This window comes from Streptomyces sp. NPDC058751 (assembly GCF_042746485.1).
GTDB lineage: Bacteria > Actinomycetota > Actinomycetes > Streptomycetales > Streptomycetaceae > Streptomyces.
In genome coordinates this window covers 95,020-118,186 of record NZ_JBHYPZ010000019.1, presented here as the reverse complement: position 1 = coordinate 118,186, position 23,167 = coordinate 95,020, and the positions used below count along the sequence as shown (strand labels likewise).

20 protein-coding genes are annotated in these 23,167 nt (G+C 72.2%); 9 read left to right on the top strand and 11 right to left on the bottom strand.

From position 1 onward, the window contains the following. Window positions 1–65: 65 nt before the first annotated feature. Window positions 66–566, top strand: coding sequence for a methylated-DNA--[protein]-cysteine S-methyltransferase (locus tag ACFW6B_RS19340; protein WP_386597584.1), 501 nt, complete (start codon window positions 66–68; stop codon window positions 564–566). 162 nt (window positions 567–728) lie between these two features. Here ACFW6B_RS19340 and ACFW6B_RS19335 read toward each other — a convergent pair whose 3' ends face one another. From ACFW6B_RS19335 to ACFW6B_RS19315, 5 genes are all read right to left on the bottom strand, one after another. Beyond that, complete coding sequence (locus ACFW6B_RS19335) at window positions 729–1,601, bottom strand: lysophospholipid acyltransferase family protein (RefSeq protein ID WP_386597582.1); 873 nt, start codon at window positions 1,599–1,601, stop codon at window positions 729–731. 113 nt (window positions 1,602–1,714) lie between these two features. After that, complete coding sequence (locus ACFW6B_RS19330; RefSeq protein WP_386597580.1) at window positions 1,715–2,485, bottom strand: GNAT family N-acetyltransferase; 771 nt, start codon at window positions 2,483–2,485, stop codon at window positions 1,715–1,717. A gap of 267 nt (window positions 2,486–2,752) precedes the next feature. Next, the gene (locus ACFW6B_RS19325) at window positions 2,753–3,502 is read right to left on the bottom strand and encodes a succinate dehydrogenase/fumarate reductase iron-sulfur subunit (protein WP_386597578.1); all 750 of its coding nucleotides are present in this window, start codon (window positions 3,500–3,502) and stop codon (window positions 2,753–2,755) included. Continuing rightward, window positions 3,499–5,451 carry a fumarate reductase/succinate dehydrogenase flavoprotein subunit gene (locus ACFW6B_RS19320; RefSeq protein ID WP_386597576.1) on the bottom strand — a complete coding sequence of 651 codons (1,953 nt, stop codon included), beginning with the start codon at window positions 5,449–5,451 and terminating at the stop codon, window positions 3,499–3,501. Before ACFW6B_RS19320 ends, ACFW6B_RS19325 begins: the two co-directional genes overlap by 4 nt. A 1-nt stretch (window position 5,452) precedes the next feature. After that, entirely contained in the window at window positions 5,453–6,124 is a 672-nt protein-coding gene (locus ACFW6B_RS19315) for a succinate dehydrogenase (protein ID WP_386597651.1), read from the bottom strand. Window positions 6,125–6,244: 120 nt separating this feature from the next. On the opposite strand from ACFW6B_RS19315, the gene ACFW6B_RS19310 reads away from it, so the two are divergent. Then, complete coding sequence (locus ACFW6B_RS19310; protein WP_386597574.1) at window positions 6,245–7,129, top strand: LysR family transcriptional regulator; 885 nt, start codon at window positions 6,245–6,247, stop codon at window positions 7,127–7,129. Between the two features lie 101 nt (window positions 7,130–7,230). On the opposite strand, the gene ACFW6B_RS19305 is transcribed toward ACFW6B_RS19310, so the two are convergent. From ACFW6B_RS19305 to ACFW6B_RS19295, 3 genes are all read right to left on the bottom strand, one after another. Next, window positions 7,231–9,366 carry a putative bifunctional diguanylate cyclase/phosphodiesterase gene (locus ACFW6B_RS19305; RefSeq protein ID WP_386597572.1) on the bottom strand — a complete coding sequence of 712 codons (2,136 nt, stop codon included), beginning with the start codon at window positions 9,364–9,366 and terminating at the stop codon, window positions 7,231–7,233. Then, entirely contained in the window at window positions 9,363–10,175 is an 813-nt protein-coding gene (locus ACFW6B_RS19300; protein WP_386597570.1) for an SAM-dependent methyltransferase, read from the bottom strand. The genes ACFW6B_RS19305 and ACFW6B_RS19300 overlap by 4 nt, the downstream gene beginning before the upstream one ends. 443 nt (window positions 10,176–10,618) lie before the next feature. After that, window positions 10,619–11,569 (bottom strand): SCO0930 family lipoprotein, encoded by a 951-nt coding sequence (locus ACFW6B_RS19295; protein ID WP_386597568.1) that lies wholly within the window; start codon window positions 11,567–11,569, stop codon window positions 10,619–10,621. A 970-nt stretch (window positions 11,570–12,539) separates the two neighbouring features. Here ACFW6B_RS19295 and ACFW6B_RS19290 point away from each other — a divergent pair. Together ACFW6B_RS19290 and ACFW6B_RS19285 are read left to right on the top strand one after the other, a co-directional pair. After that, window positions 12,540–13,304 (top strand): hypothetical protein, encoded by a 765-nt coding sequence (locus ACFW6B_RS19290; RefSeq protein WP_386597566.1) that lies wholly within the window; start codon window positions 12,540–12,542, stop codon window positions 13,302–13,304. Between the two features lie 227 nt (window positions 13,305–13,531). Continuing rightward, window positions 13,532–14,071 (top strand): hypothetical protein, encoded by a 540-nt coding sequence (locus tag ACFW6B_RS19285; protein WP_386597564.1) that lies wholly within the window; start codon window positions 13,532–13,534, stop codon window positions 14,069–14,071. A gap of 121 nt (window positions 14,072–14,192) precedes the next feature. Here ACFW6B_RS19285 and ACFW6B_RS19280 read toward each other — a convergent pair whose 3' ends face one another. Continuing rightward, window positions 14,193–14,684, bottom strand: coding sequence for a hypothetical protein (locus ACFW6B_RS19280; protein ID WP_386597562.1), 492 nt, complete (start codon window positions 14,682–14,684; stop codon window positions 14,193–14,195). 331 nt (window positions 14,685–15,015) lie between these two features. Here ACFW6B_RS19280 and ACFW6B_RS19275 point away from each other — a divergent pair, with 331 nt between their 5' ends. Beyond that, window positions 15,016–15,678 carry a class F sortase gene (locus ACFW6B_RS19275; RefSeq protein ID WP_386597560.1) on the top strand — a complete coding sequence of 221 codons (663 nt, stop codon included), beginning with the start codon at window positions 15,016–15,018 and terminating at the stop codon, window positions 15,676–15,678. Window positions 15,679–15,786: 108 nt separating this feature from the next. Here ACFW6B_RS19275 and ACFW6B_RS19270 read toward each other — a convergent pair whose 3' ends face one another. After that, the gene (locus tag ACFW6B_RS19270; protein ID WP_386597558.1) at window positions 15,787–16,632 is read right to left on the bottom strand and encodes a polysaccharide deacetylase family protein; all 846 of its coding nucleotides are present in this window, start codon (window positions 16,630–16,632) and stop codon (window positions 15,787–15,789) included. A gap of 79 nt (window positions 16,633–16,711) precedes the next feature. After that, window positions 16,712–19,990, bottom strand: a complete 3,279-nt coding sequence (gene lysX, locus ACFW6B_RS19265; protein ID WP_386597556.1) for a bifunctional lysylphosphatidylglycerol synthetase/lysine--tRNA ligase LysX — start codon at window positions 19,988–19,990, stop codon at window positions 16,712–16,714. Window positions 19,991–20,091: 101 nt separating this feature from the next. On the opposite strand from lysX, the gene ACFW6B_RS19260 reads away from it, so the two are divergent. From ACFW6B_RS19260 to ACFW6B_RS19245, 4 genes are all read left to right on the top strand, one after another. Beyond that, window positions 20,092–20,556, top strand: a complete 465-nt coding sequence (locus ACFW6B_RS19260) for a universal stress protein (protein WP_386597554.1) — start codon at window positions 20,092–20,094, stop codon at window positions 20,554–20,556. A 377-nt stretch (window positions 20,557–20,933) separates the two neighbouring features. Beyond that, on the top strand, window positions 20,934–21,482 hold the full coding sequence (locus ACFW6B_RS19255; protein WP_386597552.1) for a sigma-70 family RNA polymerase sigma factor: 549 nt from the start codon (window positions 20,934–20,936) through the stop codon (window positions 21,480–21,482). Between the two features lie 134 nt (window positions 21,483–21,616). Continuing rightward, window positions 21,617–22,132: a hypothetical protein gene (locus ACFW6B_RS19250; RefSeq protein ID WP_386597550.1), complete on the top strand. Its 516-nt coding sequence runs from the start codon at window positions 21,617–21,619 to the stop codon at window positions 22,130–22,132. Between the two features lie 254 nt (window positions 22,133–22,386). After that, complete coding sequence (locus tag ACFW6B_RS19245) at window positions 22,387–23,067, top strand: zf-HC2 domain-containing protein (RefSeq protein ID WP_386597548.1); 681 nt, start codon at window positions 22,387–22,389, stop codon at window positions 23,065–23,067. The last annotated feature ends 100 nt before the right edge of the window (window positions 23,068–23,167 follow it).

Here is a 23,167-nt window from a genome sequence, read left to right as displayed (position 1 = left end):
GCGGGGCCGCGCAGGGCGCACTGTTGAGGGTGAACACGCTGTGAGACCTCGGAAAGGACCGACCGATGACGGTCTACACGACCATGGACAGCCCGCTCGGCCGACTGCTGCTGGTGGGTGAGGAGTCGGCCACCGCCAGGGGCGGCACCGCGCTCGCCGCGCTGTCCGTGCCGGACCAGAAGCACGGCGCGGTCGTGCTGGACGGCTGGCGCGAGGACCCGGCCGCCTTCCAGGAGATCGTCTCCCAGCTCGGTTCGTACTTCGACGGCCGGCTGACCGCCTTCGACATCGAGTACGTGACGAGCGGCAGCGACTTCCGGCAGCGCGTCTGGAAGGCCCTGGAGACCGTCCCGTACGGCACCACGGTCAGCTACGGGGAGATCGCGGCGCGGATCGGCGCGTCCAGGGCGGCGGTCCGTGCCGTCGGTACGGCGATCGGGGCGAACCCGCTGCTGATCGTCCGCCCCTGCCACCGGGTGATCGGCGCGAGCGGGGCGCTCACCGGTTACGCCGGGGGGCTGGAGCGCAAGCGGCAGCTCCTCGACCTGGAGAACCCGCCGTCCTGAACGGAACGCGTCACTCCGGCAGGAACTCCGCGGCGGGGCCGGGCGCCCGGCCCCGGGGCCGCCGCCCGCATCGGCCGGCACGACGCGCGACGGCTGACGGGCCTGCTGACGGGCCTCCGGGGGCGGGATCCTCCACAACGCGTACCGACGGGTGCCCCCGTCTCAGGGGTGCGCCGCGGTGTGCGGGCCGGGGTCGCGTGTGCGCTTCCGGGCCGCCTCGGCCAAGGACCGGCGGTCGGGGTGGCCGCCCGCCGGGAGCGGGGGCGGCAGAACGACCTCCGCCACCAGGCCGCGCGCCGACACCACGCGCCACAGCGAGGCGAGCAGCGAGTCCTCGCCGACGAACGCGGGCACGGTGCTGGCCGTCCCGTCGGCGGACCGGTAGCGGATGCGCACCGGCTGGACCGGCGCGCCCGCGTCCAGCGCGGCCTGGAAGAGGGCCCGGTGATAGCGGCCCCGGGCCCTGCCGCACCAGGTGCTGCCCTCGGGGAACGCGGCGACGGCCGAGCCGCCGCGCAGGGTCCCGGCGATCCGCTCCACCGTGGCGGGCAGGGCGCGCAGCCGGTCGCGGTCGATGAAGAGCGTGCCGCCGCGGGCCGCCAGCGCGCCCATCACGGGCCAGCCGCGCACCTCGGCCTTGGCCACCATCCGTGCCGGGCGGACGGCGGCTAGCAGCGGGACGTCCAGCCAGGAGACGTGATCGGCCACGATCAGCACCGGGCCGGCGGGCGGGGCGGCTCCGGTGATCCGTGTCCGGACCCCGGCCGTGCGCACCACGGCCAGGCACCAGCGCCGGATCCACCTCTGCCGCGGCTCGTCCCGCAGCCGTCCGGCCGGCGGGATCAGGGCGATCCCGAGGACGACCACGGCCAGCAGCCCGGTCAGCCGCAGGACGGCGCGCGGCACGCCCGTCCAGGAGCGCCCGGACTCCACGCAGTCGCGCGGTGAGCACGGGGCGGTGGGCAGCCAGGCACTGGCCCCCCGGACGGGGCCGGCGGCGGGCCGGCGTGGCGCGGGGACGGCTCCGGGGAGCACCACCGCTCCCGGCCCCGCGCCGGACCGGGGACGGAGGACCGGGAGACGGGGTGCTCCGGCGCGGGGGCGGCGCAGGACGGTGGGCCGCGGCGCTCCGGCGCGGGGGGTGCTCATCAGGCGGGGACGAGCGAGAGGAAGTGCTTCAGGTAGCGCGGGTTGACCCGGCGCATCGACAGCAGCACGTACATGTCGGCGACCCCGAAGTCCGTGTCGTGCGCGGGCTCGCCGCACACCCAGGCGCCGAGGCGCAGATAGCCGCGCAGCAGCGGGGGCAGTTCGGTGCGGGCGGGGCGGGTGACGCCCTCGGGGTTCCAGGGCAGCAGCGGGCGGACGCGGAACTCCTCGGGGGCCAGGTGCTTGGCCACGACCCGGTCCCAGGTGCCCGCGGCGAGGGTGCCGCCGTCGGCGAGGGGTACGGAGCAGCAGCCCGCGAGCCATTCGTGGCCGCCGTCGACCATGTAGCGGGCTATCCCGGCCCAGATCAGGCCGATGACGGCGCCGTCGCGGTGGTCGGGGTGGACGCAGGAGCGGCCGACCTCGACCAGGCCGGGGCGTATTCCGGCCAGCGGGCCGAGGTCGAACTCGCTCTCGGAGTAGAGCCGTCCGGCGACCGCGGCGCGCTCGGGCGGCAGCAGCCGGTAGGTGCCGACGACCTGGCCGCTCTCCGTGTCGCGGACCAGCAGGTGGTCGCAGTACGCGTCGAAGGCATCAATGTCGAGACCCGGCCGCGGGGTGTTCAGGAGGGCGCCCATCTCCCCGGCGAAGACGTCGTGGCGGAGCCGTTGTGCGGCCCGGACGTCGGCCTCGTCGCGGGCCAGGGTGACGGTGTAGCGGGTGGGGGCGACGGGCTGGGGCGGGCTGTCGAGGGTGGAAACGCCGGTCATGGCACTCTCCTGGTCACGGGCCGGTTCGGCGGAGGGGGGGACCCCGTGCTCGGCGGGAGTCGGGAGCCCGGGGGAGGCAGGCCGGATCCGAACGGTCTGCGCGCTCCTGTTCTTCCGATGCCGGTTGGCGTGTGCGTGACCAGTGCCAGGAGGGCGGATGTGGGGATGCTGAATGACAGGGGTGCCCCGGAAAAGCGGGACGGGACCGGGGTATGAGCACCACACCCGGTCCCGCCCGTCCGCACCGTACGGCGGACGACTTCGGTCTTAACGCCGGCCCGCCTTGCGGGTGGCGCGCAGCCACTCCTTGTTCATGGCGGTGATGGAGAACAGCGGGATGCCCTTGGGGCAGGCGGTCGCGCACTCCCCGGTGAGGGTGCAGCCGCCGAAGCCCTCCTCGTCCATCTGCCCGACCATGTCGAGGACGCGGGTCTCGCGTTCGGGGGCGCCCTGCGGCAGCACGTTCAGGTGGTTGATCTTGGCCGAGGTGAACAGCATGGCGGCGCCGTTCGGACAGGCGGCCACGCAGGCCCCGCAGCCGATGCACTCCGCGTGCTCGAAGGCGAGGTCGGCGTCGGGCTTGGGCACGGGGGTGGCGTGCGCCTCGGGCGCGGCACCGGTCGGGGCGGTGATGTAGCCGCCCGCCTGGATGATCCGGTCGAAGGCGGAGCGGTCGACCACGAGGTCCTTGACGACCGGGAAGGCGGCGGCCCGCCACGGCTCGACGTCGATCGTGTCGCCGTCGCGGAAGGAGCGCATGTGGAGCTGGCAGGTGGTGGTGCGCTCGGGTCCGTGCGCGTCGCCGTTGATGACGAGGCTGCACGCGCCGCAGATGCCCTCGCGGCAGTCGTGGTCGAAGGCGACGGGGTCGTCGCCGGCGAGGATGAGCTCCTCGTTGAGGGTGTCGAGCATCTCCAGGAAGGACATGTCGGCCGAGATGCCGTCCACCTCGTACGTGGACATCGCTCCGTCGGCGTCGGCGTTCTTCTGCCGCCAGACGCGCAGGGTGAGCTTCATGCGTAGCTCCGCTGGGTGGGGTGGACGTACTCGAAGACCAGGTCTTCCTTGTGCAGGACGGGTGCGGTGCCGGTGCCGGTGAACTCCCAGGCGGCCGCGTACGAGAACTCCTCGTCGCGGCGGGCCGCCTCGCCGTCGGGGGTCTGGGACTCCTCGCGGAAGTGGCCGCCGCAGGACTCGGCGCGGTGCAGTGCGTCGAGGCACATCAGCTCGGCGAGTTCGAGGTAGTCGACGATGCGGTTGGCCTTCTCCAGGGACTGGTTGAACTCCTCGCCGCTGCCGGGCACCTTGATGCGCCGCCAGAACTCCTCGCGGATCTGCGGGATGCGCTCCAGGGCCTTGCGCAAGCCGCTGTCGGTACGGGCCATCCCGCAGAACTCCCACATGACTTCGCCGAGTTCGCGGTGGAAGGAGTCGGGGGTGCGGTCGCCGTCGACGGCGAGCAGGAGCCGCAGCCGGTCCTCGGTGTCGGCCAGCACCTCCTGGACGCCGGGGTGTTCGTCGGTGATCTCGCCCTGTTCCGGGTTGCGGGCGAGGTAGTCGTTGATCGTCGCCGGCAGGACGAAGTAGCCGTCGGCGAGTCCCTGCATGAGGGCGGAGGCGCCGAGCCGGTTCGCGCCGTGGTCGGAGAAGTTGGCCTCGCCGATGGCGAACAGACCGGGGACGGTGGTCTGGAGGTCGTAGTCGACCCACAGTCCGCCCATGGTGTAGTGCACGGCGGGGTAGATCCGCATGGGCGCGGTGTACGGGTCCTCGGCGGTGATCCGGGCGTACATGTCGAAGAGGTTGCCGTACTTCTCCTCGACCGCCTTCCGGCCCATCCGCCGGACGGCGTCGGCGAAGTCCAGGTAGACGCCCTGGCCTCCGGGGCCGACCCCCCTGCCCTCGTCGCAGACGTTCTTGGCGGCGCGGGAGGCGATGTCGCGGGGCACGAGATTGCCGAAGGAGGGGTAGATGCGCTCCAGGTAGTAGTCGCGCTCGTCCTCGGGGATCTCGTTCGGCGGGCGGGTGTCGCCGTGCGCCTTCGGGACCCAGATGCGGCCGTCGTTGCGCAGCGACTCGCTCATCAGGGTGAGCTTGGACTGGTGGTCGCCGGTGCGCGGGATGCAGGTGGGGTGGATCTGGGTGAAGCAGGGGTTGGCGAAGAGGGCACCGCGCCGGTGGGCGCGCCAGATCGCGGTGGCGTTGGAGTTCATGGCGTTCGTCGACAGGTAGAAGACGTTGCCGTAGCCGCCGCTCGCGAGGACGACGGCGTCCGCGAAGTACGTGTCGATCTTCCCGGTGACCAGGTCGCGGGCGACGATGCCGCGGGCCCGCCCGTCGACGACGATCAGGTCCAGCATCTCGGTGCGCGGGTGCATCTCGACGTTCCCGGCGGCGATCTGCCGGGACAGGGCCTGGTAGGCGCCGAGCAGGAGCTGCTGGCCGGTCTGGCCGCGGGCGTAGAAGGTGCGGGAGACCTGGACGCCGCCGAAGGAGCGGGTGTCGAGCAGGCCGCCGTACTCGCGCGCGAAGGGGACGCCCTGGGCGACGCACTGGTCGATGATCTCTACGGAGATCTGCGCCAGGCGGCGGACGTTGGACTCACGCGCCCTGAAGTCGCCGCCCTTGACGGTGTCGTAGAAGAGCCGGTGCACGGAGTCGCCGTCGTTGCGGTAGTTCTTCGCGGCGTTGATGCCGCCCTGCGCGGCGATCGAGTGGGCCCGGCGCGGGGAGTCCTGGTAGCAGAACTGGACTACGTGGTAGCCCTGTTCGGCGAGGGTGGCGCCCGCGGAGCCGCCCGCGAGCCCGGTGCCGACGACGATCACGGTGTGCTTGCGGCGGTTGGCCGGGTTGACCAGCTTGGCCTCGAACCGGCGCCTGTCCCAGCGGTCCTCGACCGGACCGGCCGGTGCCTTGGTGTCGGCGACCGGTTCCCCGGTCGTGAAGTGGGCGTATTCGGTGGTCATTTCAGCTCACCACTCCGGTCATGACTCCCACAGGGACGGCGATGAAGCCGGCCGTGAGCAGCAGTGCGAGGACGTTGGCGACGGTCTTCAGGGCGCGGTCGCGGGTGCGGCTGCCGGCCCCGAGGGTCTGGGCGGCGCTCCAGAAGCCGTGCCGGACGTGCAGGCCGAGCGCGAGCATCGCGACGATGTAGACCACGTTGCCGTACCAGGTGGAGAAGGTGTCCACGACGTTCTGGTACGGGTGGCCCTCCTGGAAACCGCCGGAGTGCACGGTGCCGGTGGTCAGGTCGAGGAGGTGCCAGACGATGAACAGGCCGAGGATGATCCCGCCCCAGCGCATCGTGCGGGTGGCGTAGCTCGCGCCGCGCTTCCTGTGCACGTACTTGCCGGGCCGGGCCCTGATGTCCCGTCGGCTGAGCTGGTAGGCGGACGTGGCGTGCGCGACCACGGCGACGACCAGGACCACGCGGACGAGCCACAGCGTCCACTCGTAGTGCATGAACGGTTCGCCGACGGTGCGCAGCCAGTGGGCGTAGTGGTTGAACTCGCCCGCGCCGAAGTAGATCTTCAGGTTCCCGATCATGTGGGCGACCAGGTACAGCAGCATGATCAGGCCGCTGACGGCCATCACGGTCTTCTTGCCGACGGAGCTGTCCCACACGGTACGCGCCATGGACGGCCGTCGGTCCGTCCGCGTTGCCAGAGCCATGGGACCCGACGCTAGGGCCGATGGTCCCGATCGGTCCAAGACATGAAGCGGCTGGTTTCCATAGACCTGAGCTATTGTCGAAGGATGCAGTTCCATCAGCTCCAGTACTTCGTGGCCGTCGCGGAGACCCGGCACTTCACCCGGGCCGCCGAGCTGGTGCATGTCGCGCAGCCCTCGCTGTCCCAGCAGATCAAGGCGCTGGAGCGGGAGTTGGGGGCCGATCTGTTCCTGCGGGCGCGCGGCAACATCACGCTGACCGACGCGGGCGAGGCGCTGCTGCCGCTGGCCCGGCGCATCCTCGCCGACGCGGACACGGCCCGGTACGAGGTGCAGGAGCTGGCCCAGTTGCACAGTGGCCGAGTGCGGCTCGGCGCGACCCCGAGCCTGTGCACCGGCCTGCTGCCCGACGTGCTGCGCGCCTTCCACGACCGCTATCCGGGCATCAGACTGCTGATCGAGGAGGGCGGCTCGCACGATCTCGTACGGGAACTCGCGCGCGGCGCCCTTGACCTCGCCCTGGTCGTCCTGCCGCTGCCCACCCCGTCCCCCTCGCTGACCACGGTCGAGCTGCTGCGCGAGGACCTGGTGGTGGTGTCGTCACCGGACACCCCGGAGCCCGGCGGCGGCCGGGGCACGGCGCGGGTCGCCGATCTGGAGGGCGAACGCCTCGTGATGTTCCGGCACGGCTACGACCTGCGGGAACTGACCGTCGCCGCCTGTCGCGCCGAGGGCTTCGAGCCCGACTTCGCGGTCGAGGGCGGTGAGATGGACGCGGTTCTCGGCTTCGTCCGGGCGGGCCTCGGTCTGGCCGTCGTACCGCGCATGGTGGCCACGCGGTCCGGGCCCGGTCTGCGGGTGACGCCGATGGCCCCGCCCGGTCTGGAGCGGACCATCGCCCTGGCGCACCGCAGCGATGTGGCACCGCCCCGGGCGGCCCGGGAACTGCAGCGGATGCTCCTGGACCACTGACGACGGGCCGCCCCGGCTCGGCGGGCCGGGACGGGGCCGCCGAGCCGGACGCGGTGCGCGGCGCGCCTTTCGGCCGGGGAAGGCGCGCCGCGGCGGGGTACTCAGCCGACCGCGTCGACCAGCGCCAGCTCGTGCAGCCGCTCCGGCGGGCCCGGGCGGGCGTAGTACCAGCCCTGGGCGGTGTCGCAGCCCAGTATCCGCAGCTGTTCGGCCTGCGCGCCGGTCTCCACGCCCTCGACCGTGACCGCCAGGTCGAGACTGTGGGCGAGGGAGACGATGCCCTCGACGATCTTCAGGTCGACCGGATCCGCCGGGAACTGCTGCATGCCCTGGGTGAAGGACCGGTCCAGCTTGAGGATGCTGACCGGCAGACGCCTGAGGTTGGCCAGGTTCGAGTAGCCGGTGCCGAAGTCGTCGAGCGCGATGTCGACGCCCATCTCGGCCAGCCTGCGCAGCGGTTTGAGCAGGTCGTCGTCCGCGCCGATGAGCGCGGACTCGGTGACCTCCAGGCACAGCGCCCGGGCGTCGAGGCCCTCGCGCTCCAGGATGTCGACCGTGTCCTGGACCAGTCCGGGATGGGTGAGCTGGCACGGCGAGAGATTGACGTTCACGCGCAGCGGGCCCGCGTCCGAATGCCGTTCCTGCCAGCTGCGGGCCTGGCGCACCGACTGCTCCAGGACCCAGCGGCCGAGCGGCACGATCAGTCCGGTGTGCTCGGCGAGCGGGATGAAACGGTCGGGTCCGAGGACGCCGTGCTGCGGGTGCAGCCAGCGCACCAGCGCCTCCGCGCCCCGCACACTGCCGTCGCCGAGGTGCACCAGCGGCTGGTACTCGATGAAGAACTCGCCCCGGTCCAGGGCGGCGGGGAGCGCGGTGGTGAGCCCGTTGCGGGTGATGGCGCGGGCGTCGGCCTCGGGGTCGGCCAGCTCGAAGCGGTTGCCGCCCGCCGACTTGGCCCGGTACATCGTGATGTCGGCGCTGCGCAGCACCTCGGCGGCGCCGCGCTCCCCGGCCGGGCCCTCGACGACGCCGACGCTGCCCCGCACGGTCAGGTCACGGCCGTCGATGCTGATCGGGGTGACGAGCGCGTTCATGATGCGCCCGGCCAGCTCGTCGACCTCGCGCTCGGTGTCCGGTCCTGTGGTGAGGGCCACGAACTCGTCGCCGCCGAGCCGGGCGACCATCTCGCCGGGGGCGGTCGCGCAGGACTGGAGGCGGTCGGCGACCTCGACGAGCAGCCGGTCGCCGGCCGCGTGCCCGAGGCTGTCGTTGATGGTCTTGAAGCCGTCGAGGTCGAGGTAGCAGAGCCCGAAGCGCTGCCCCTCCCCCGCGGCCAGCGCCTTCTCCAGGCGCTCGAAGAACAGGGTCCGGTTGGGCAGTCCGGTCAGCGCGTCGTGGGTCGCCTCGTAGCGCAGCCGCAGATTGAGCAGCCGCCGCTCGGTGGTGTCCTCCATCAGCGCGAGCTGGTACTGGGGCTGGCCGTCCGCGTCGCGCAGCAGGGAGACCGTCAGATTGGTCCACAGGGCGGTGCCGTCGGGGCGGTAGAACGCCTTCTCGACGTGGTAGTGCTCGCGCTCGCCGCGCACCAGCTCCTCGTACAGCCGGCACACCTGGGGGGCGTCCTCGGCGTGTGTCCATTCGAAGACCCGCCGCCCCCGCATGCTCTGCTCCGAGCCGCCGAACATGCGCAGGAGGGCTCCGTTGACCTGGAGGATGTTGCCTTCGAGGTCGGCGATGCCGATGCCTATGGCCGCGCCCTCGAACACCGCGCGGAAGCGGGCCTCGCTGTCGTGCAGTGCCTCGGCGACGGCGCTGCGCGCGGTCAACGCTGCCTGGGAGATGGCCTGTTGCTCGGCGAGGGTCCGCTCGCGCAGCGCCTCGGCGTACCCGGCGGCCATGGCGTGCTGGAGCCGTGCGGAGCGGGTGCGCAGCGCCTCCTTGGGGCCGTCCTCGCCGCAGTAGAGCACCAGGTAGGCGTCGACGCAGTCGAGGGCCCGGCTGAGGGCCTCGGGGTCGGTGCAGTGCGCGGCGACGAGCGCGGCGCCGACGGCGCGCCCCTCGGCCGCCTCGAAGGTCCTGGCCCGCAGGGCCTCGCTCAGCCGCCGCGCGAGCGGCAGCAGTTGTTCCTCGAACTCCGGGCGGGTCAGCGAGGTGGAGGTGACGGGGAAGACCGCGCGGCTCCAGATCGTCGCGAACCGGCGCAGTCTGTCCTCCGGCCCGTCCGGCTCGGCCCTCACGCGGTGCGCCCCACGCCGCCGAACCCGGAGAAGGAGTAGGGATCCTCGTCCTCGGACGCCGTGTCGGGCCGCCATTCCGGCATCGGCACCAGTCCGGGTTCCACCATGTCGTACCCCTCGAAGAACCGCGCGATCTCGTCGCGCGTACGCATGATCAGCGGGTTGCGGATGTTCTTGTAGACGTCGACCGTGCCCTCGGCCTGCTCCCGCAGGAGCGGAATTCCCTCGTACGAGGCATGCGTGACGACGAGCATGCTCCCCGGCGCGAGGGCGTCGCGCAGTTCGGCCACCGCCCGGTACGGGTCGTCCGCGTCTTCCACGAAGTGAAGTATGGCAACGAGAAGCAGGGCGACCGGCCGCTTCAGGTCGATCAGCCGCTGAACGGGGAGACTCGCCAGGATCTCCTGGGGCTTGAGCAGGTCCGCGGCGACGACGTCCGCGTCCTCGTTGCCCCGCAGCACGGCCTGACTGTGTGCGACGGCAACCGGATCGTGGTCGACGTAGACGACCCGTGCGCCGGGCCGGGCGGCCTGGGCGATCTCGTGGACGTTGCCGAACGTGGGGATGCCGGAGCCGATGTCGAGGAACTGGTCGATGCCCTCGTCGGCCGCGTGGCGAACGGCCCGGCGCATGAACGCCCGGTTCGCCTGCATGATCTTGGGGAGGCCCGGCATGAACTCCATCGCCTTGCGCGCCGCTTCCCGGTCGACCTCGAAGTTGTGCGAACCGCCCAGGTAGTAGTCGTATATCCGGGACACGCTCGGCACTGAGATGTCAATGCTGCGAGGGGCCCAGGCGGGACGCTCCATCTATCTCTCCAAGGCGTAGACGACGGCATGGACGATCCGGTGTTCGAGCAGAGGCTACTGATCGTCCGCCAAAGGAGCGAGTCAAACCGGAAATTGAACGTCCGTTCCGAGTCACTGCCTCGGGCACGTGCCGAATTGGCATCTGCGAACACATGCCGCACACACCACTCACCGCCCTCGCGAAATCCCTCCGAAGCGTTCCAAAAAGCTCCGTGGGGTCACGAAGCGTGGCCAAGTGCCCCGTCGGGCCCGGGCGTTCTTTCACATCCGGGCCCGCGCCCGGATCTTTCACGTTCCGGCGACGGCCGGAACGCTCCGTCCGTGCCGGGACGCGCGAGGACCCGCCGGACCGGGCGCAAAGGGTCCGCCCCCTCCGGCGGAGGGGGCGGACCCTTTGCGACGCGTGTGTCCGGGCGGGCCGGACGGCCGTGGGTGCCGAGGTCCTACTCGGCCCCGGCCGCGCCGACGGCCTTGCCGTCGGGCGAGACGGCGTACCACGTGCCGCCCACGCCCTGACCGTTGGTGTCACCGGGAGCCTTGTCACCGGCGAAGGTGTAGATCGGCCAGCAGTTGACCGTCATCTGCTTCACGCCGTCGGGGCGCGTGAAGGGCATCAGGCCCTTCTTCTTGACGCCCTTGGTGTCGTCCTCGTCGACCGGGGCGACCGCGGGCCACTTCTCCAGGCAGGCGCCCGTGCAGGCCGACTTCGAGACGGGCCAGGCCTGGTCCTTCGCGAAGCGGTAGACGGTCATGCCGTTCTTGTCGACGACGATCTCGCCGAGCTTCGGGTCCTTGCGGACCGACAGGCCGGGCAGGGAGGCCAGCGTGGCCTTCTTGCCGTCGGGCGCCGAGGCGAACCAGGTGCCGCCCACGTTCTGGCCGTTGGTGTCACCGGCCTTGGTGTCCTTGGCGTACCGGTACATGGGCCAGCCGCCGATGGTCAGCTGCTTGGTGCCGTCGCTGCGGGTGACCTCGCCGAGCAGGGCCTTGTCGACACCGGCGGCGGCCTCGGCGCCCTCGGCGGGCACGGGCGGCCAGGCGGTCGCGCAGTCGCCGTCACAGCTCGACTTCGGCGGCTCGGCGGTGTCCTTGTCGAAACGGTAAAGGGTCATTCCGGCGCCGTCGGTCAGCACCTCGCCGAGCTTGGCGTCCTCGCCCACGGCGAGCTCGCCCGCGGCCTCCGTCTTGGCGGCGTCGCCCTCGCCCTTGGAATCGGCTCCGTAGCCGTTGCCCGCACCGGCGGTGGTGTCGGTCCCGTAACCGCCCGCCGCCGCGGTCGAGCCCACGTTCTGGGCACCCGTCGTGGTGCCGTTTTCCTGACCACACGCCGTCGTGAGCGCCAGCACGGCCGCAGCTGACGCTACGAGTGAGGCGCTCCGCCAGGAGGTCTTCATTGGTAACTCCCGCTGTTCGCATAAGTGTTGCAGCGCCCATGCAGCGCCACGCATGGCCCTAGGTACGGGCGGGGGGTGCAGGAGCGTTCAAAGGGGCCCCAAATTTCTTTCGGAATGCTGTGTCGTGTTCGATCCGTATCGCGCATACGTTCGATCCATATCCGCGCCCGCCGGCCGCACACGTCAAGCCTCCGGGGGGCCGTGGTACCCAATTCGTGGCCAATCCAGGGCACTTCGGCGCGACCCGGCCCATCGCGCCCCATGATCTCCGTCGTGCACGCACCCCAACGGACCCGATCCGCCCTCGTCATACGGGTACTGGCGCTGACGGCGCTCACCTGGCTCCTCGTCGGCGCGCCGAGCGGAACGGCCTCGGCCGACGCCTGCGCGTACGCCTCGACGGGCCCGGACGGCGACGGGATCACCGCGGTGGCCGTGGCGGGCGGCGGAGCGGCGGCCGTGGCAGGTGGCGGAGCGGTCGCCGTCGCCGGACACACCGTCCGGTGCCCGGCCCCGACGCCAACGCCGACGCCGACGCCGACCCCGCCCTGCCCGCCGACGCCCACGCCCGCGCCGCCCCCGCCGACACCCGAGCCCCCGCCACCCCCGAAGCCCGAGCCGACACCGACACCGGCCCCGGCCCCGCCGCCTCCACCCACCCGTGCGCCGAAGCCGCCACCGCCACCGCCTCCTCCGGCCCCGAAGCCGAAACCGAAGCCGAAACCGGCGCCCCCGCCACCGCCGCCGGCTCCGGTCCTGGCACCGAGACCCACGCCGAAGCCCGCGCCGGCACCGAGCGCGCGCCCCGCCCCGCGACCGGTTCCGGTCAGCTATCCGGCGTACCGCGCCCCCGCACGCAAGCACGCGCCCCGCGGCGGTCCGTCGCTGGTCTCGTTCACCCTGCTCATCACCGCGCCCGCCGTGCTCGCCGTAGCGGCACTGCGCCCGCGCTGACCCCTGGAGGCACACAGTGTCGGATTGGCTTGTTCTCGCCCTCGCGATGGCGGCCGCGTGCCTCGTGGTCCTCGTCGTGGCCCTCCTGCGTCACCGCAGGGCGCGCGAGGACGAGGACCCCACCGAGACGCCGGACGTCATCGAGTACATGACGATGATGATCGGCGTGGTGTACGCCATCGTGCTCGGACTGGCCATCGCCGGCGTCTGGGAGGCCCGCGGCGGCGCCGAGGCCCAGGTGCAGACGGAGGCCCAGGCCCTGCACGAGATCTCCGAGCGGGTCCGGGTCTACCCGCCCGACGTCCGCGACCGGATCCGCGGCGACGTCGACGCCTACGTCCATCACGTGGTCACCGTCGAGTGGAGGACCATGGCCGAACAGGGCCAGGTGACCGCCGAGGGCGGACGGCTCCTCGACCGGGTCCGGCAGGACGTCACCGATTACCGGCCGAGGTCGGACTTCGAGGCGCAGGCCTACCAGCCGCTCCTCGACCAGGTGACCGCGGCCGACACCGCGCGCAGCGCCCGCGCCGGCTCCACGGGTGCGACCATGCCGGGGATGGTGTGGTTCGGACTGATCACCGGCGCCGTCGTCACGGTGGGAATGGTCTTCGCGCTGCAGATCCGGCGCACCGCCCGGGAACTGATCCTGGCCGGGCTGTTCTCCGCCCTGATCGCGTTCCTGCTGTTCCTGATCTGGGACTTCGACACCCCCTACGGCCGCGGGATCACGACGTCGACGGAACCCTTCACGGCGCTGTTCCCGCAGCTCCCCGGCTGACGCGCCGCCGCCCGGGGGCCTTTCCCGGACGGGGACGGGCACCACGCCGTGCGCGTCCCCCGTCCGCGCGCACGCCGTCCCCCGGACGGCCCACGCGATTGCCCCGTTCGCGCTACTGGGATCGCGCCCCTGTTCGCCCTTTCCTAGCGTTCCGACCATCGAGGTGCATTTCTGGCGCAAGCGGAAAAGGTCCGCAGCAAGGCTCCTCGGGGACCTGGAGGCTCACCATGCGCGCGATACGCGTCGCTTCGGCCGCACTGCTGGGCGTGACCGCCCTGGCCCTCGCCGCACCCGCCGCCCTCGCCGGCGACGGGGACCACGGACTCACCCCGATCACCCCGTTCGCCTTCAGCGTGCAGCCGTCGACCGTCGCCGCCGGCGGTCAGGTGTCACTGCTCCTGAAGCGGGACGGCGGGTGCAGGGGGACCGCCACGGTCACCTCCGGGGTCTTCGACACCGTCAGCATCCCGCCGGGGCAGTCCTCGGCCACCGCCAGGGTCGACCGGGACGCCAGACCCGGGGCCGTGTACGACGTGACGTTCTCGTGCGGCGGAGCGAGCGGCAGCACCGGCCTCACCATCTCCGGCGGCCACCATCCCGTCCCGCCGACCCCGGTGCCCCTGCAGCGGGGTGTCCGGGCCGGTGTCGGCGGCAGCGCCGGTGGATTCGACCTGAAGCAGATCGGGTTGGGCACGGCGCTCATCGCCGGTTCCGTCGGCGCGGCCTGGTACATGTCCCGCCGGCGCACCTCCTCCGACGAGACCTGACGCAACGGAACGGCCCCTCGCCCGGTGGGCGCGGGGCCGGGCGAGGGGTCGTCACGTGCGGCTCCGCGCGGCGGCGGCCGGCCTCCGAAGGGGGCGGGACCGGCCGTCGCCGACGCGACGGTCAGATGTGCCGCTCCGACCTGCGCCGCATCCAGAACAGCCCGCCGCCGACGGCCGCCGCGGCCACCAGACCGCCGCCGATCGCCATGTCGGTGGGCGTGGCACCGATGCTGCTGCTGCCGCCGAGACCACCGCGCACACCGCCGATGACGGTGAAGGCGGCCGGACGGGTCAGCGGTCCCGTCCCCTCGCAGTTGACCGTGATGTCGTACGAGCCGGGACGGGCGTCCTGGTTGATGGTGGCCGTACCGCTGGCCGACTCGTTGCGGCTGCCCAGGAGCGGTGTGAGTCTCGCCTGACGGAACGCGGGAGAGGTCATCGTGCCTCCCTTCGGGCACCCGTCGACGGTCACGGTGAGCTGGCCGCCACGGGCGATGACACTGGGCTGCGCGACGATGTTGCTCGGCGTGTTCCACGCCGCTGCCGTCGGGGCGGCGAGCCCCACGGCGGCGACCGCGGCGGCGGACACCGCCAGGGCACGAGTAGTACGCATGTGATCCTCCGCGGGGGCGCCCCGGGAACCGTCCCCGGTGGATCGGCGAGAAAGCGCCTCCCAGTCAGACCCTCAGATGCCGTGCACGGGGCCGCATTTCGGGAATGGTCCGTCCTGGTGAGAGGACACGCCGAAGGAATTCCACACAATCGGATATTGCCGCAGGTCACGGACTGTCGGAAAATTCCTGGTCACGGCAACTCGGATGGCGCACGGGGCATTCCGTCGGCCACCCGTTCGCCCGCGCCCCGTCGCCGGGCGGCTTTGCTGCCATTAGCGTGCTCATATGCGCGTATGACGAGGCGACGGCCGCGTCGAGAGGGGATGGCGAATGTCTGCGTCCGAGGTGGCCGAAGAGGAGGAGCGGCGGAGGAAGCGCGCTCCTTGGGGCGTCATAGCGCTTGTTCTGCTGACCGGCCTCGCACTCATCCGCAACGGTTCCGGCGAGTTCGACGTGGGCCCGCCGCAGCCGGCCTCGGCGGCCGCGGCGGACAGCCACACACCCGGCGGCACGCTCGCGAAGGCGCCCGCCGCCCTGCCGTACTCCGTGGTCGACCGGGTGCGGATCCCGGCGATCCGCGTCGACGCCCCGGTGATGCCGGTGGGTCTGGACATCGACGGCTGGGTGGACGCGCCGCCGCCCGACGACCCGAATCTCGCGGGCTGGTTCACCGGCGCGGTCTCGCCCGGCGAGAAGGGCACGGCCGTGGTCGTGGGCCATGTCGACAACACGCGTGGCCCCGCCGTCTTCTACGGGCTCGGGGCGCTCAAGAAGGGGAACAAGGTCGAGGTCCTGCGCAAGGACGGGAAGACCGCGGTGTTCGAGATCTACGGCATCGAGGTCTTCGCGAAGAGCGATTTCCCCGGAGACCGCGTGTACAACAGCAAGGGAACCCCCGAATTGCGTGTCATCACGTGCGGGGGCGGTTTCTCCAAGCAGCACGGCTACGACGGGAACGTGGTCGTCTTCGCGCGCCTCTTCGAGGTGCGCTGAGCATTTCGGAACCGGACGCGAGAACCGGTCGGCAAGACGCTTCGCCTCCCGCCGGCCGGTCCGGCCGAAAGCCCCGCGGCACACGGTGCGCGGGGCCTTTCCTCGGTTCTAGGCGCGTTTCCGGCGCGGCACCGTGATGTGGTAGCCGGCGTCCAGCAGGCGCGGGAGATAGGTGCGCAGGGCCCGCACGCTCTGCGAGCGGTCGCCGCCCGCGTCGTGGGAGAGGACCACGACGCCCGGGGCGGCCTGCTTCTGGATCGTGCCGACGATCGCGCGGGTCCCCGGCCTCGCCCAGTCGTTCGTGTCGACCGTCCAGCCCAGCGGCTCCATGCCGAGTTCGGCGCCGATCTGGTAGGTCGCCCGGTTCCACGCCCCGTACGGCGCGCGGAACCAGGACGGAGGCTCGCCGCAGACCTCGTCGACGACCTCGCTGGTGCGCGCGATCTCGGAGCGGATCGCGGAGCGGGAGAGCTTGGTCAGCAGCGGATGGCTCCAGGTGTGGTTGCCGACGAGGTGGCCGTCGTCGGCCATCTCGCCCAGCAGGTCCTTGTTCCGCGCGGCCATGTTCCCGCACACGAAGAACATGGCGTGCACGTCGTACTCGCGCAGGGTCCGCAGGATCTCGGGGGTGTAGCGCGGGTCGGGGCCGTCGTCGAAGGTCAGCACCATGGTGCGGCCGCGCCCGGACACGCGCATGAACGGCTCGTGCCGGACGAGGGTGCGCAGCTGTGTGCCGTGCTGCGGGGGGCCGTACCCGGTGAGTGGCTGGAGGCGGTACGCGGAGGGCTTGAGGGCCCGGTTCGCCTGCGGGCCGGAGAGCGCCGGACCGCGTACCGGCCCCGTGGCCTGACCTCCGGTCAGGACACGGGCCGTGCCCGCCGCTCCGGCCGCCCCCAGGACAGCGGCACCGGCGATCAACGCCCGGCGCCGGGTAATCAGCTGATCCTTTTTCATGACCAATCAGTCACCCGGCGGAGGGGACGCCACGCCGAACGGCACCTGTAGGGCCCCGTGAATGCACCCGCCCGGCCCATCAGCGACGGCGCACCAGGGGGAACGGCAGCGTCTCGCGGATCGTCAGACCGGTGAGGAACATGACGAGCCGGTCGACGCCGATCCCGAGCCCGCCGGTGGGCGGCATGGCGTACTCCAGCGCGTCCAGGAAGTCCTCGTCCAGCTCCATCGCCTCGGGGTCGCCCCCCGCGGCCAGCAGCGACTGCTCGGTGAGCCGACGGCGCTGCTCGACCGGGTCGGTCAACTCGGAGTAGGCGGTGCCCAGTTCCGTACCGAAGGCGACGAGGTCCCAGCGTTCCGCGAGCCTCGGGTCGGTGCGGTGCTGCCGGGTGAGCGGGGAGACGTCGGTCGGGAAGTCCTTGTAGAACGTGGGGAGCCCGGTCCTCTCCTCCACCAGACGCTCGTACATCTCCAGGACGACGTCGCCGCGTCCGTCGTCCGGCGTGTACGGCACGCCCGCGCGGTCGCACAGCCGCAGCAGCCTCTCCAGGTCCGTGCCGGCGTCGATCTCCTCCCCCAGCGCCTCGGAGACCGCGCCGTACACCGTCTTGACGGGCCACTCCCCGGAGATGTCGTACTCGACGCCGTCCTTGCGGGCGACCGGTGTGCCGAACGCGGCGGTCGCGGCGCCCTGGATCAGCTCGCGTACGAGGTCGAGCATCACGTCGTAGTCGGCGAAGGCCTGGTACGCCTCCAGCATCGTGAACTCGGGGTTGTGCTTGTAGGAGACGCCCTCGTTGCGGAAGGTGCGGCCCATCTCGAAGACCTTCTCCATGCCTCCGACGCACAGCCGTTTGAGGTAGAGCTCGGGTGCGATGCGCAGGTAGAGGTCCAGGTCGTAGGCGTTGATGTGCGTGGTGAAGGGCCGGGCGTTGGCCCCGCCGTGGATCTGCTGGAGCATCGGGGTCTCGACCTCCAGGTAGCCGCGGTCCAGCAGCCCCTGGCGCAGCGCCTGCACGGCCGTGGAGCGGGCGCGCACGACCTCGCGGGCGGCGGGGCTCGACACCAGGTCGAGGTAGCGGCGGCGGACCTTCGCCTCGGGGTCGGCGAGGCCCTTGCGCTTGTCGGGCAGCGGGTGCAGGCACTTGGCGGTGAGCCGCCAGGAGGTGACGAAGACCGTGAGCCGGCCGGTGTCGCTGGCGCCCGCGAGACCGTCGGCGCTGATGTGGTCGCCGATGTCGATCACCTGCCGGAAGCGGCCGAGCGCGGGGCCGGCCCCGTCCCGGGTGAGGGCGATCTGGAGGTCGCCCGACCAGTCGCGCAGCACGGCGAAGAGGATGCCGCCGAAGTCGCGTACGAGCATCACGCGTCCGGCGACGGTCACGTCCTCGCCGCCGCGGACGTCGGCCAGGACGTGGGTGCGCGGCGGGATGCCGACCGGGTAGGGGTCGGTGCCCTCGGCGCGCAGCCGGTCGAGTTTGCGGTGCCGCACGCGGACCTGGTCGGGCAGGGCGGTGCCGGGATCTCCGGCCTCGGCCGTGCCGTCCGCGTCGGGGCCGAGGGCCGCCGGGGACGGCAGTCCCGCGGTCGTGGCGGGCACGGGTCCGCCGCTCACGTGCCCCTTGCCCCACAGACTGCGCAGCGAGGGCACGGAGACGAAGCCTTCGGCGATGGCGGAGGCCAGGCCGATGCGGGCGAGGGCGCCGGTGTCGCCGTAGCAGATGAAGCGCGGGTACCACTCGGGGTGGTACTTGGCGTTGGAGCGGTACAGGGCCTCCAGCTGCCACCACCGGGAGAAGAACAGCAGCAACCTGCGCCAGAGCCGGAGCACCGGGCCGGCGCCGATGCGGGCGCCCTCCTCGAAGACGGAGCGGAACACGGCGAAGTTGAGGGAGACGCGCCGGACCCCGAACCGGCCGGCGACCGCGCACAGCTCCGCGACCATGAACTCCATGACGCCGTTGGGCGCGCTGCGGTCGCGGCGCATGAGGTCGAGGGAGATGCCGTCGCGGCCCCAGGGCACGAAGGAGAGCAGCGCGAGGAGCTTGCCGTCGGCCCCCATCGCCTCGACGAGCAGACAGTCGCCGTCCTCGGGGTCGCCGAGCCGGTCCAGCGCCATCGAGAAGCCGCGCTCGGTCTCGGTGTCGCGCCAGGCGTCGGCCCGGCCGACGATCTCCTCCATCTCGCTGTCGGACAGGGTGGAGTGCCGGCGGACCCGGCAGGTGGCGCCGGAGCGTTTGACGCGGTTGACGGCCTGCCGGGTGACGCGCATGTCGCGGCCGGACAGGTCGAAGCCGGCGACGTGCAGGATCGCCTCGTCGCCGAGCTGGAGGGCGCCGAGCCCGGAGCGCGCGAACGCCTTGGCGCCCTCTTCGGAGGCACCCATCGCGGCGGGCGCCCAGGCATGCCGGCGGGCGATGTCCAGCCAGGCGCCGATCGCGTGCGGCCACGCCTCCCGGTCGCCGACGGGGTCGCCGCTGGCGAGGCACACCCCGGCCTCGACGCGGTAGGTGACGGCCGCCTTGCCGCTGGGCGAGAAGACGACGGCCTTGTCGCGGCGGGTGGCGAAGTAGCCGAGCGAGTCGTCTCCGCCGTACGCCTTGAGCAGGGCGCGGATCCGGGCCTCCTCGTCACCGTGCAGGGCCGCGACCAGACGCTGGGAGCGGAAGAGCGTGGCGGCCGCGTTGAGCAGGGCCAGAGCGCCGAACAGGCCGAGGACGAAGAACAGCCACCGCGGCGGACGGCCGTCGAACGAGCGGCCGGAGACGAGTCCGCCGCAGACCCGGTTGGCGGCCCACAGCAGCCGCTGGTCCTTCGGCAGGGTGCCGGGGAACAGCTCGACCAGGCCCCAGCCGAGCAGGATCGCCACGACGAGCCCGGTGACCAGGACGAGCAGGGCCCGTCGTACGGCGGCGCGCCGCGAGTCGGCGTAGAACTCCCGGCGGGCCACGATCAGCAGGGCGAGCAGGAGTCCGCAGACGATCAGCGAGGGGATCGAGGCGAGGTACAGGCCGACGGCGACACCGAGGAGGTCGGTGAGGACGAGCAGGCCGAGGTAGACGACCACGAGCCACCAGGCGATCTTCTTGCGGGCGGCCGTCGCGGCGGCGAGCAGGAAGAGGAAGACGGCGTACGCGAGGTTGGCGCTGACCGGGATGATCAGGAGGTCGAGGAAGCGCACCAGCGGGCGCAGCAGCGCGCGCAGCGGGGGGATGAAGGCGAGCAGGGTACAGAGCAGGCCGATGGCGACGAAGAAGGCCGCGAAGCCCTCGGGCACCTTGCCGAGGAAGCCGCTCCCGGGCGGCCGTGCCGGGCCGCCGGCGGTCTTCGGCGGGCGGGCCTCCACGGTGGCGCTCATGGTTCCGACTGTAGGAAGGACGATGGCGCCCCGCCCGTCGAGCGGATCTCCGCCGCTCCCCCGGGGCGGGGGGACGCGCGGGTTCCGATAGCCTCGCAGCCGTGGCGGAAGAGCAGCACGCGCATCGGTTCGAACGCGGGACGGACGGGCCCAAGGTCATCCTCGTCGGTGTGGACGGCTCCGACTCCTCGTTGCGCGCCGCGGCGTACGCCGGTGGTCTGGCGCGGCGGCAGCGGGCGCTGCTGGCGGTGGTCTACGTCAAGCCGGTGATGGCGGCGGGAGCGGCGCTCGGGGTGCCGGTCGCGGACACGACCGACGAGATCGCCGAGGACCTGGTGCAGTACATCCGCGATGCCACCGAACGGGTGAAGGACGTCTTCGACGTGCGCTGGGAGTTCCACACCTTCCGCGGCGATCCCTACAACGGCCTGGTCACCGCGGCGGACGAGCTGAAGGCGGACGCCGTGGTGGTCGGCGCCTCCGAGCGGTCCGGGCACCGGATCGTCGGTTCGGTGGCGGTGCGGCTGGTGAAGGCGGGCCGCTGGCCGGTGACGGTCGTGCCGTAGAGGGTGCCGCCGGGGACGCCCGGGACCGTGAGTGCCGCCCGGGGATGCGCGGGGTGCCGTTGCGGCCGGTCCCGTTCTGCGTCGTTCGGCCGTGCCGGGGCCGAACCCGGCCGCCCCCGCCGGCCGAGGCCGACGCCGCGTATCCGGCCGCGCGCGGCGCCGGCGCTTCGCTTCGGGGCCGGTCCGGTCGAGGAGCCGGCCGGCGTTCGCAGGCGTGTGCGCCGGGCGGACGGCGGTGCGGAAGCGGCGGCCCCGGAACTCCGGGCTCCGCCTCGGCCGACCGTTCGGCGCACCGTTCACCGACCGCTTCGACCGCCCACCGCACAACCGCGTCCCCGGCCTGTCCGCGCGGGGCGCGGGGCGCTGACATACACGCCATGACGGCCGGAACCACCACCATCACCCCCAGGACGACCGCCGAGCACGAGCTCGCCGCGCTGCAACGCGAGCACGGCCGTCCCCTCTTCGCCCTGCTGCTGCGCCTGTCCGACGGCGACCGCCAGCGCGCCGAGGACCTGGTGCAGGAGACGTTCGTGCGCGCCTGGCAGCATCCCGAGGCCCTGCGGGCCGACGACTTCGACTCCGTACGGCCCTGGCTGCTGACCGTGGGGCGACGGCTGGCCATCGACGCGCGGCGGGCCCGGCAGGCACGGCCCCCGGAGGTGGGGGACGCGGTCCTCGACAGTGCGCGCATCTGCGCCGATCACGCCGAACGCTCGGCGGCGACCCTCGATGTGCGGGAGGCTGTGAAGACACTCACTCCCGAACACCGTGAAGTCCTGGTGCTGGTGTACTTCCAGGGGGCGAGTGTGGCGGAGGCCGCCGCGGCGCTGGGGATTCCACCCGGTACGGTGAAGTCCCGCGCGTACTACGCGCTGCGTGCCCTGCGCCGGGTCCTCCCCGGATACGCGCCCGACCTGCGGTGAAACCGAAGACTTGGTCAAACCTCCGTAAAGCGCCTGCCGATGACCATGGTTGAGCAATCAGCTTGCCTCATCCGTTTTCCGGACTGGGGCCCGGGGTCGGGCGACGCGCACGCACCGGAGGAAGGCAGGAAGGGATGCTGCACAGAGGGCAAGAGAGCACGGACGGCACCGATGGGGGCGAACTCACCGTCCCCATGGCCTGGTTGTACGCCGAGTACATCGCCGACGAACTGCTGCGGACGGGCGACCTGATGCCGCCCACCTCCTTCGAGTTCCGCGCCGGGCGCGACGCCCTCGCGCTGACGGTCTTCCTGTCCGACAACGGCGGCGAACTCTCCGGGATCCGGGTCATCACCCAGCTGGAGACCTGGCTCTCGCTGACGGCGTACGACCAGCCCTGGCACACCTGGGTGCGCGAGCGCCTCGCGCTGCGCGCGGCCGAGGCCACCGGACGCGCCGCGCCCGATCCCGATCTGGAGCTGGCGTCCGCGGCCTGGCGGTGGCTGGAGGAGACGGAACTGCTCGCTCCGGACCTGGACGCGGTGCCCGGCGGCGGCTTCGTGCCCGGGGAGGACGAGGGGCCGAAGGTGTGGACGGCGGCCTGGCGGCTGGGGCTGCCGCTCGGACATCTGGCCATCCACCTCTTCTGAACGGCGGCCGTGACCACGTCCGGACCGCTTCGGGCGACGGCCGCGACCGCGCCCGGATCACCTCGGGCGACGGCCTCGACCGGGCCGGGAGCAATTTTTTCCGGCCCGCACCAATCCGCGAGCACCCCCGCTCCGAATGTCTTCACCCCGATTCCTGACGAGTCTTGAGTGATTCGGCGCTCAGATGCGTACCCGTGGGCAACAGCAACACCACTCACCGTCCGCACCAACGCCACGAGGATTCGGTATTCGGTATGAGGTCCCTGGAACGGCATCGCGATGTCGGCGCTTACGCGCTCGGCGTGCTCGGCGAGGCGGAAGCCTTCCGCTTCGAGGACCACCTCGTGGAGTGCGCCCAGTGCACGGCGTTCGTCAGCGAATACCGCCCCGCCACACGGCAGTTGATGCTGTACCGCCGGTCGACGCCACGCAGTGTCCACCCGTTCGCCGCCCCCGGGCCGCGACTGCTCGACCGGCTGCTCGGCGAGGTGGTCACGCGCAACCGGGCCAAGCGCCGGCGCCTGCTGTTCGCCCTGGCGGCTTCCGTGGTGCTCGCGGTGAGCGGGTCCGCGCTCGCGCTCACCGCCGGGCACGACTCCCCCTCGGGCAGGGACGTCGCCGAGGGCCTCCCGTCGAGCCAGATGGCCAGGACCGACGCCGAGACCGGGGTCTGGGCCCAGGTGACGACCCGGGAGCGGGTGTGGGGCAGCGAGATCGAGGTCGAGGTCAAGAACGCCGAGGGCCACCGCTCCTGCAAGCTCGTCGCCATCGGCAAGGACGGCTCGGAGCAGGCGGTGACGAGCTGGATGGAGCCCGCGCACGACGAGGCCTCGGTCACCATGCAGGGCGGCTCGTCGATGCGGAGCGACGAGATCCGCGGGTTCGAGGTGCGCACGTCGGACGACGAACACCTCGTGACGCTCAACTCCCCCTGAGCGGGGCCCGCTTCACCGCTGGGGACGCCGGGTGACCGCGCGAACGGTCCGCCCCCTCGGTCCCCCTGAACACCCGCCCGGATCACCCCGGGGCGCCTGC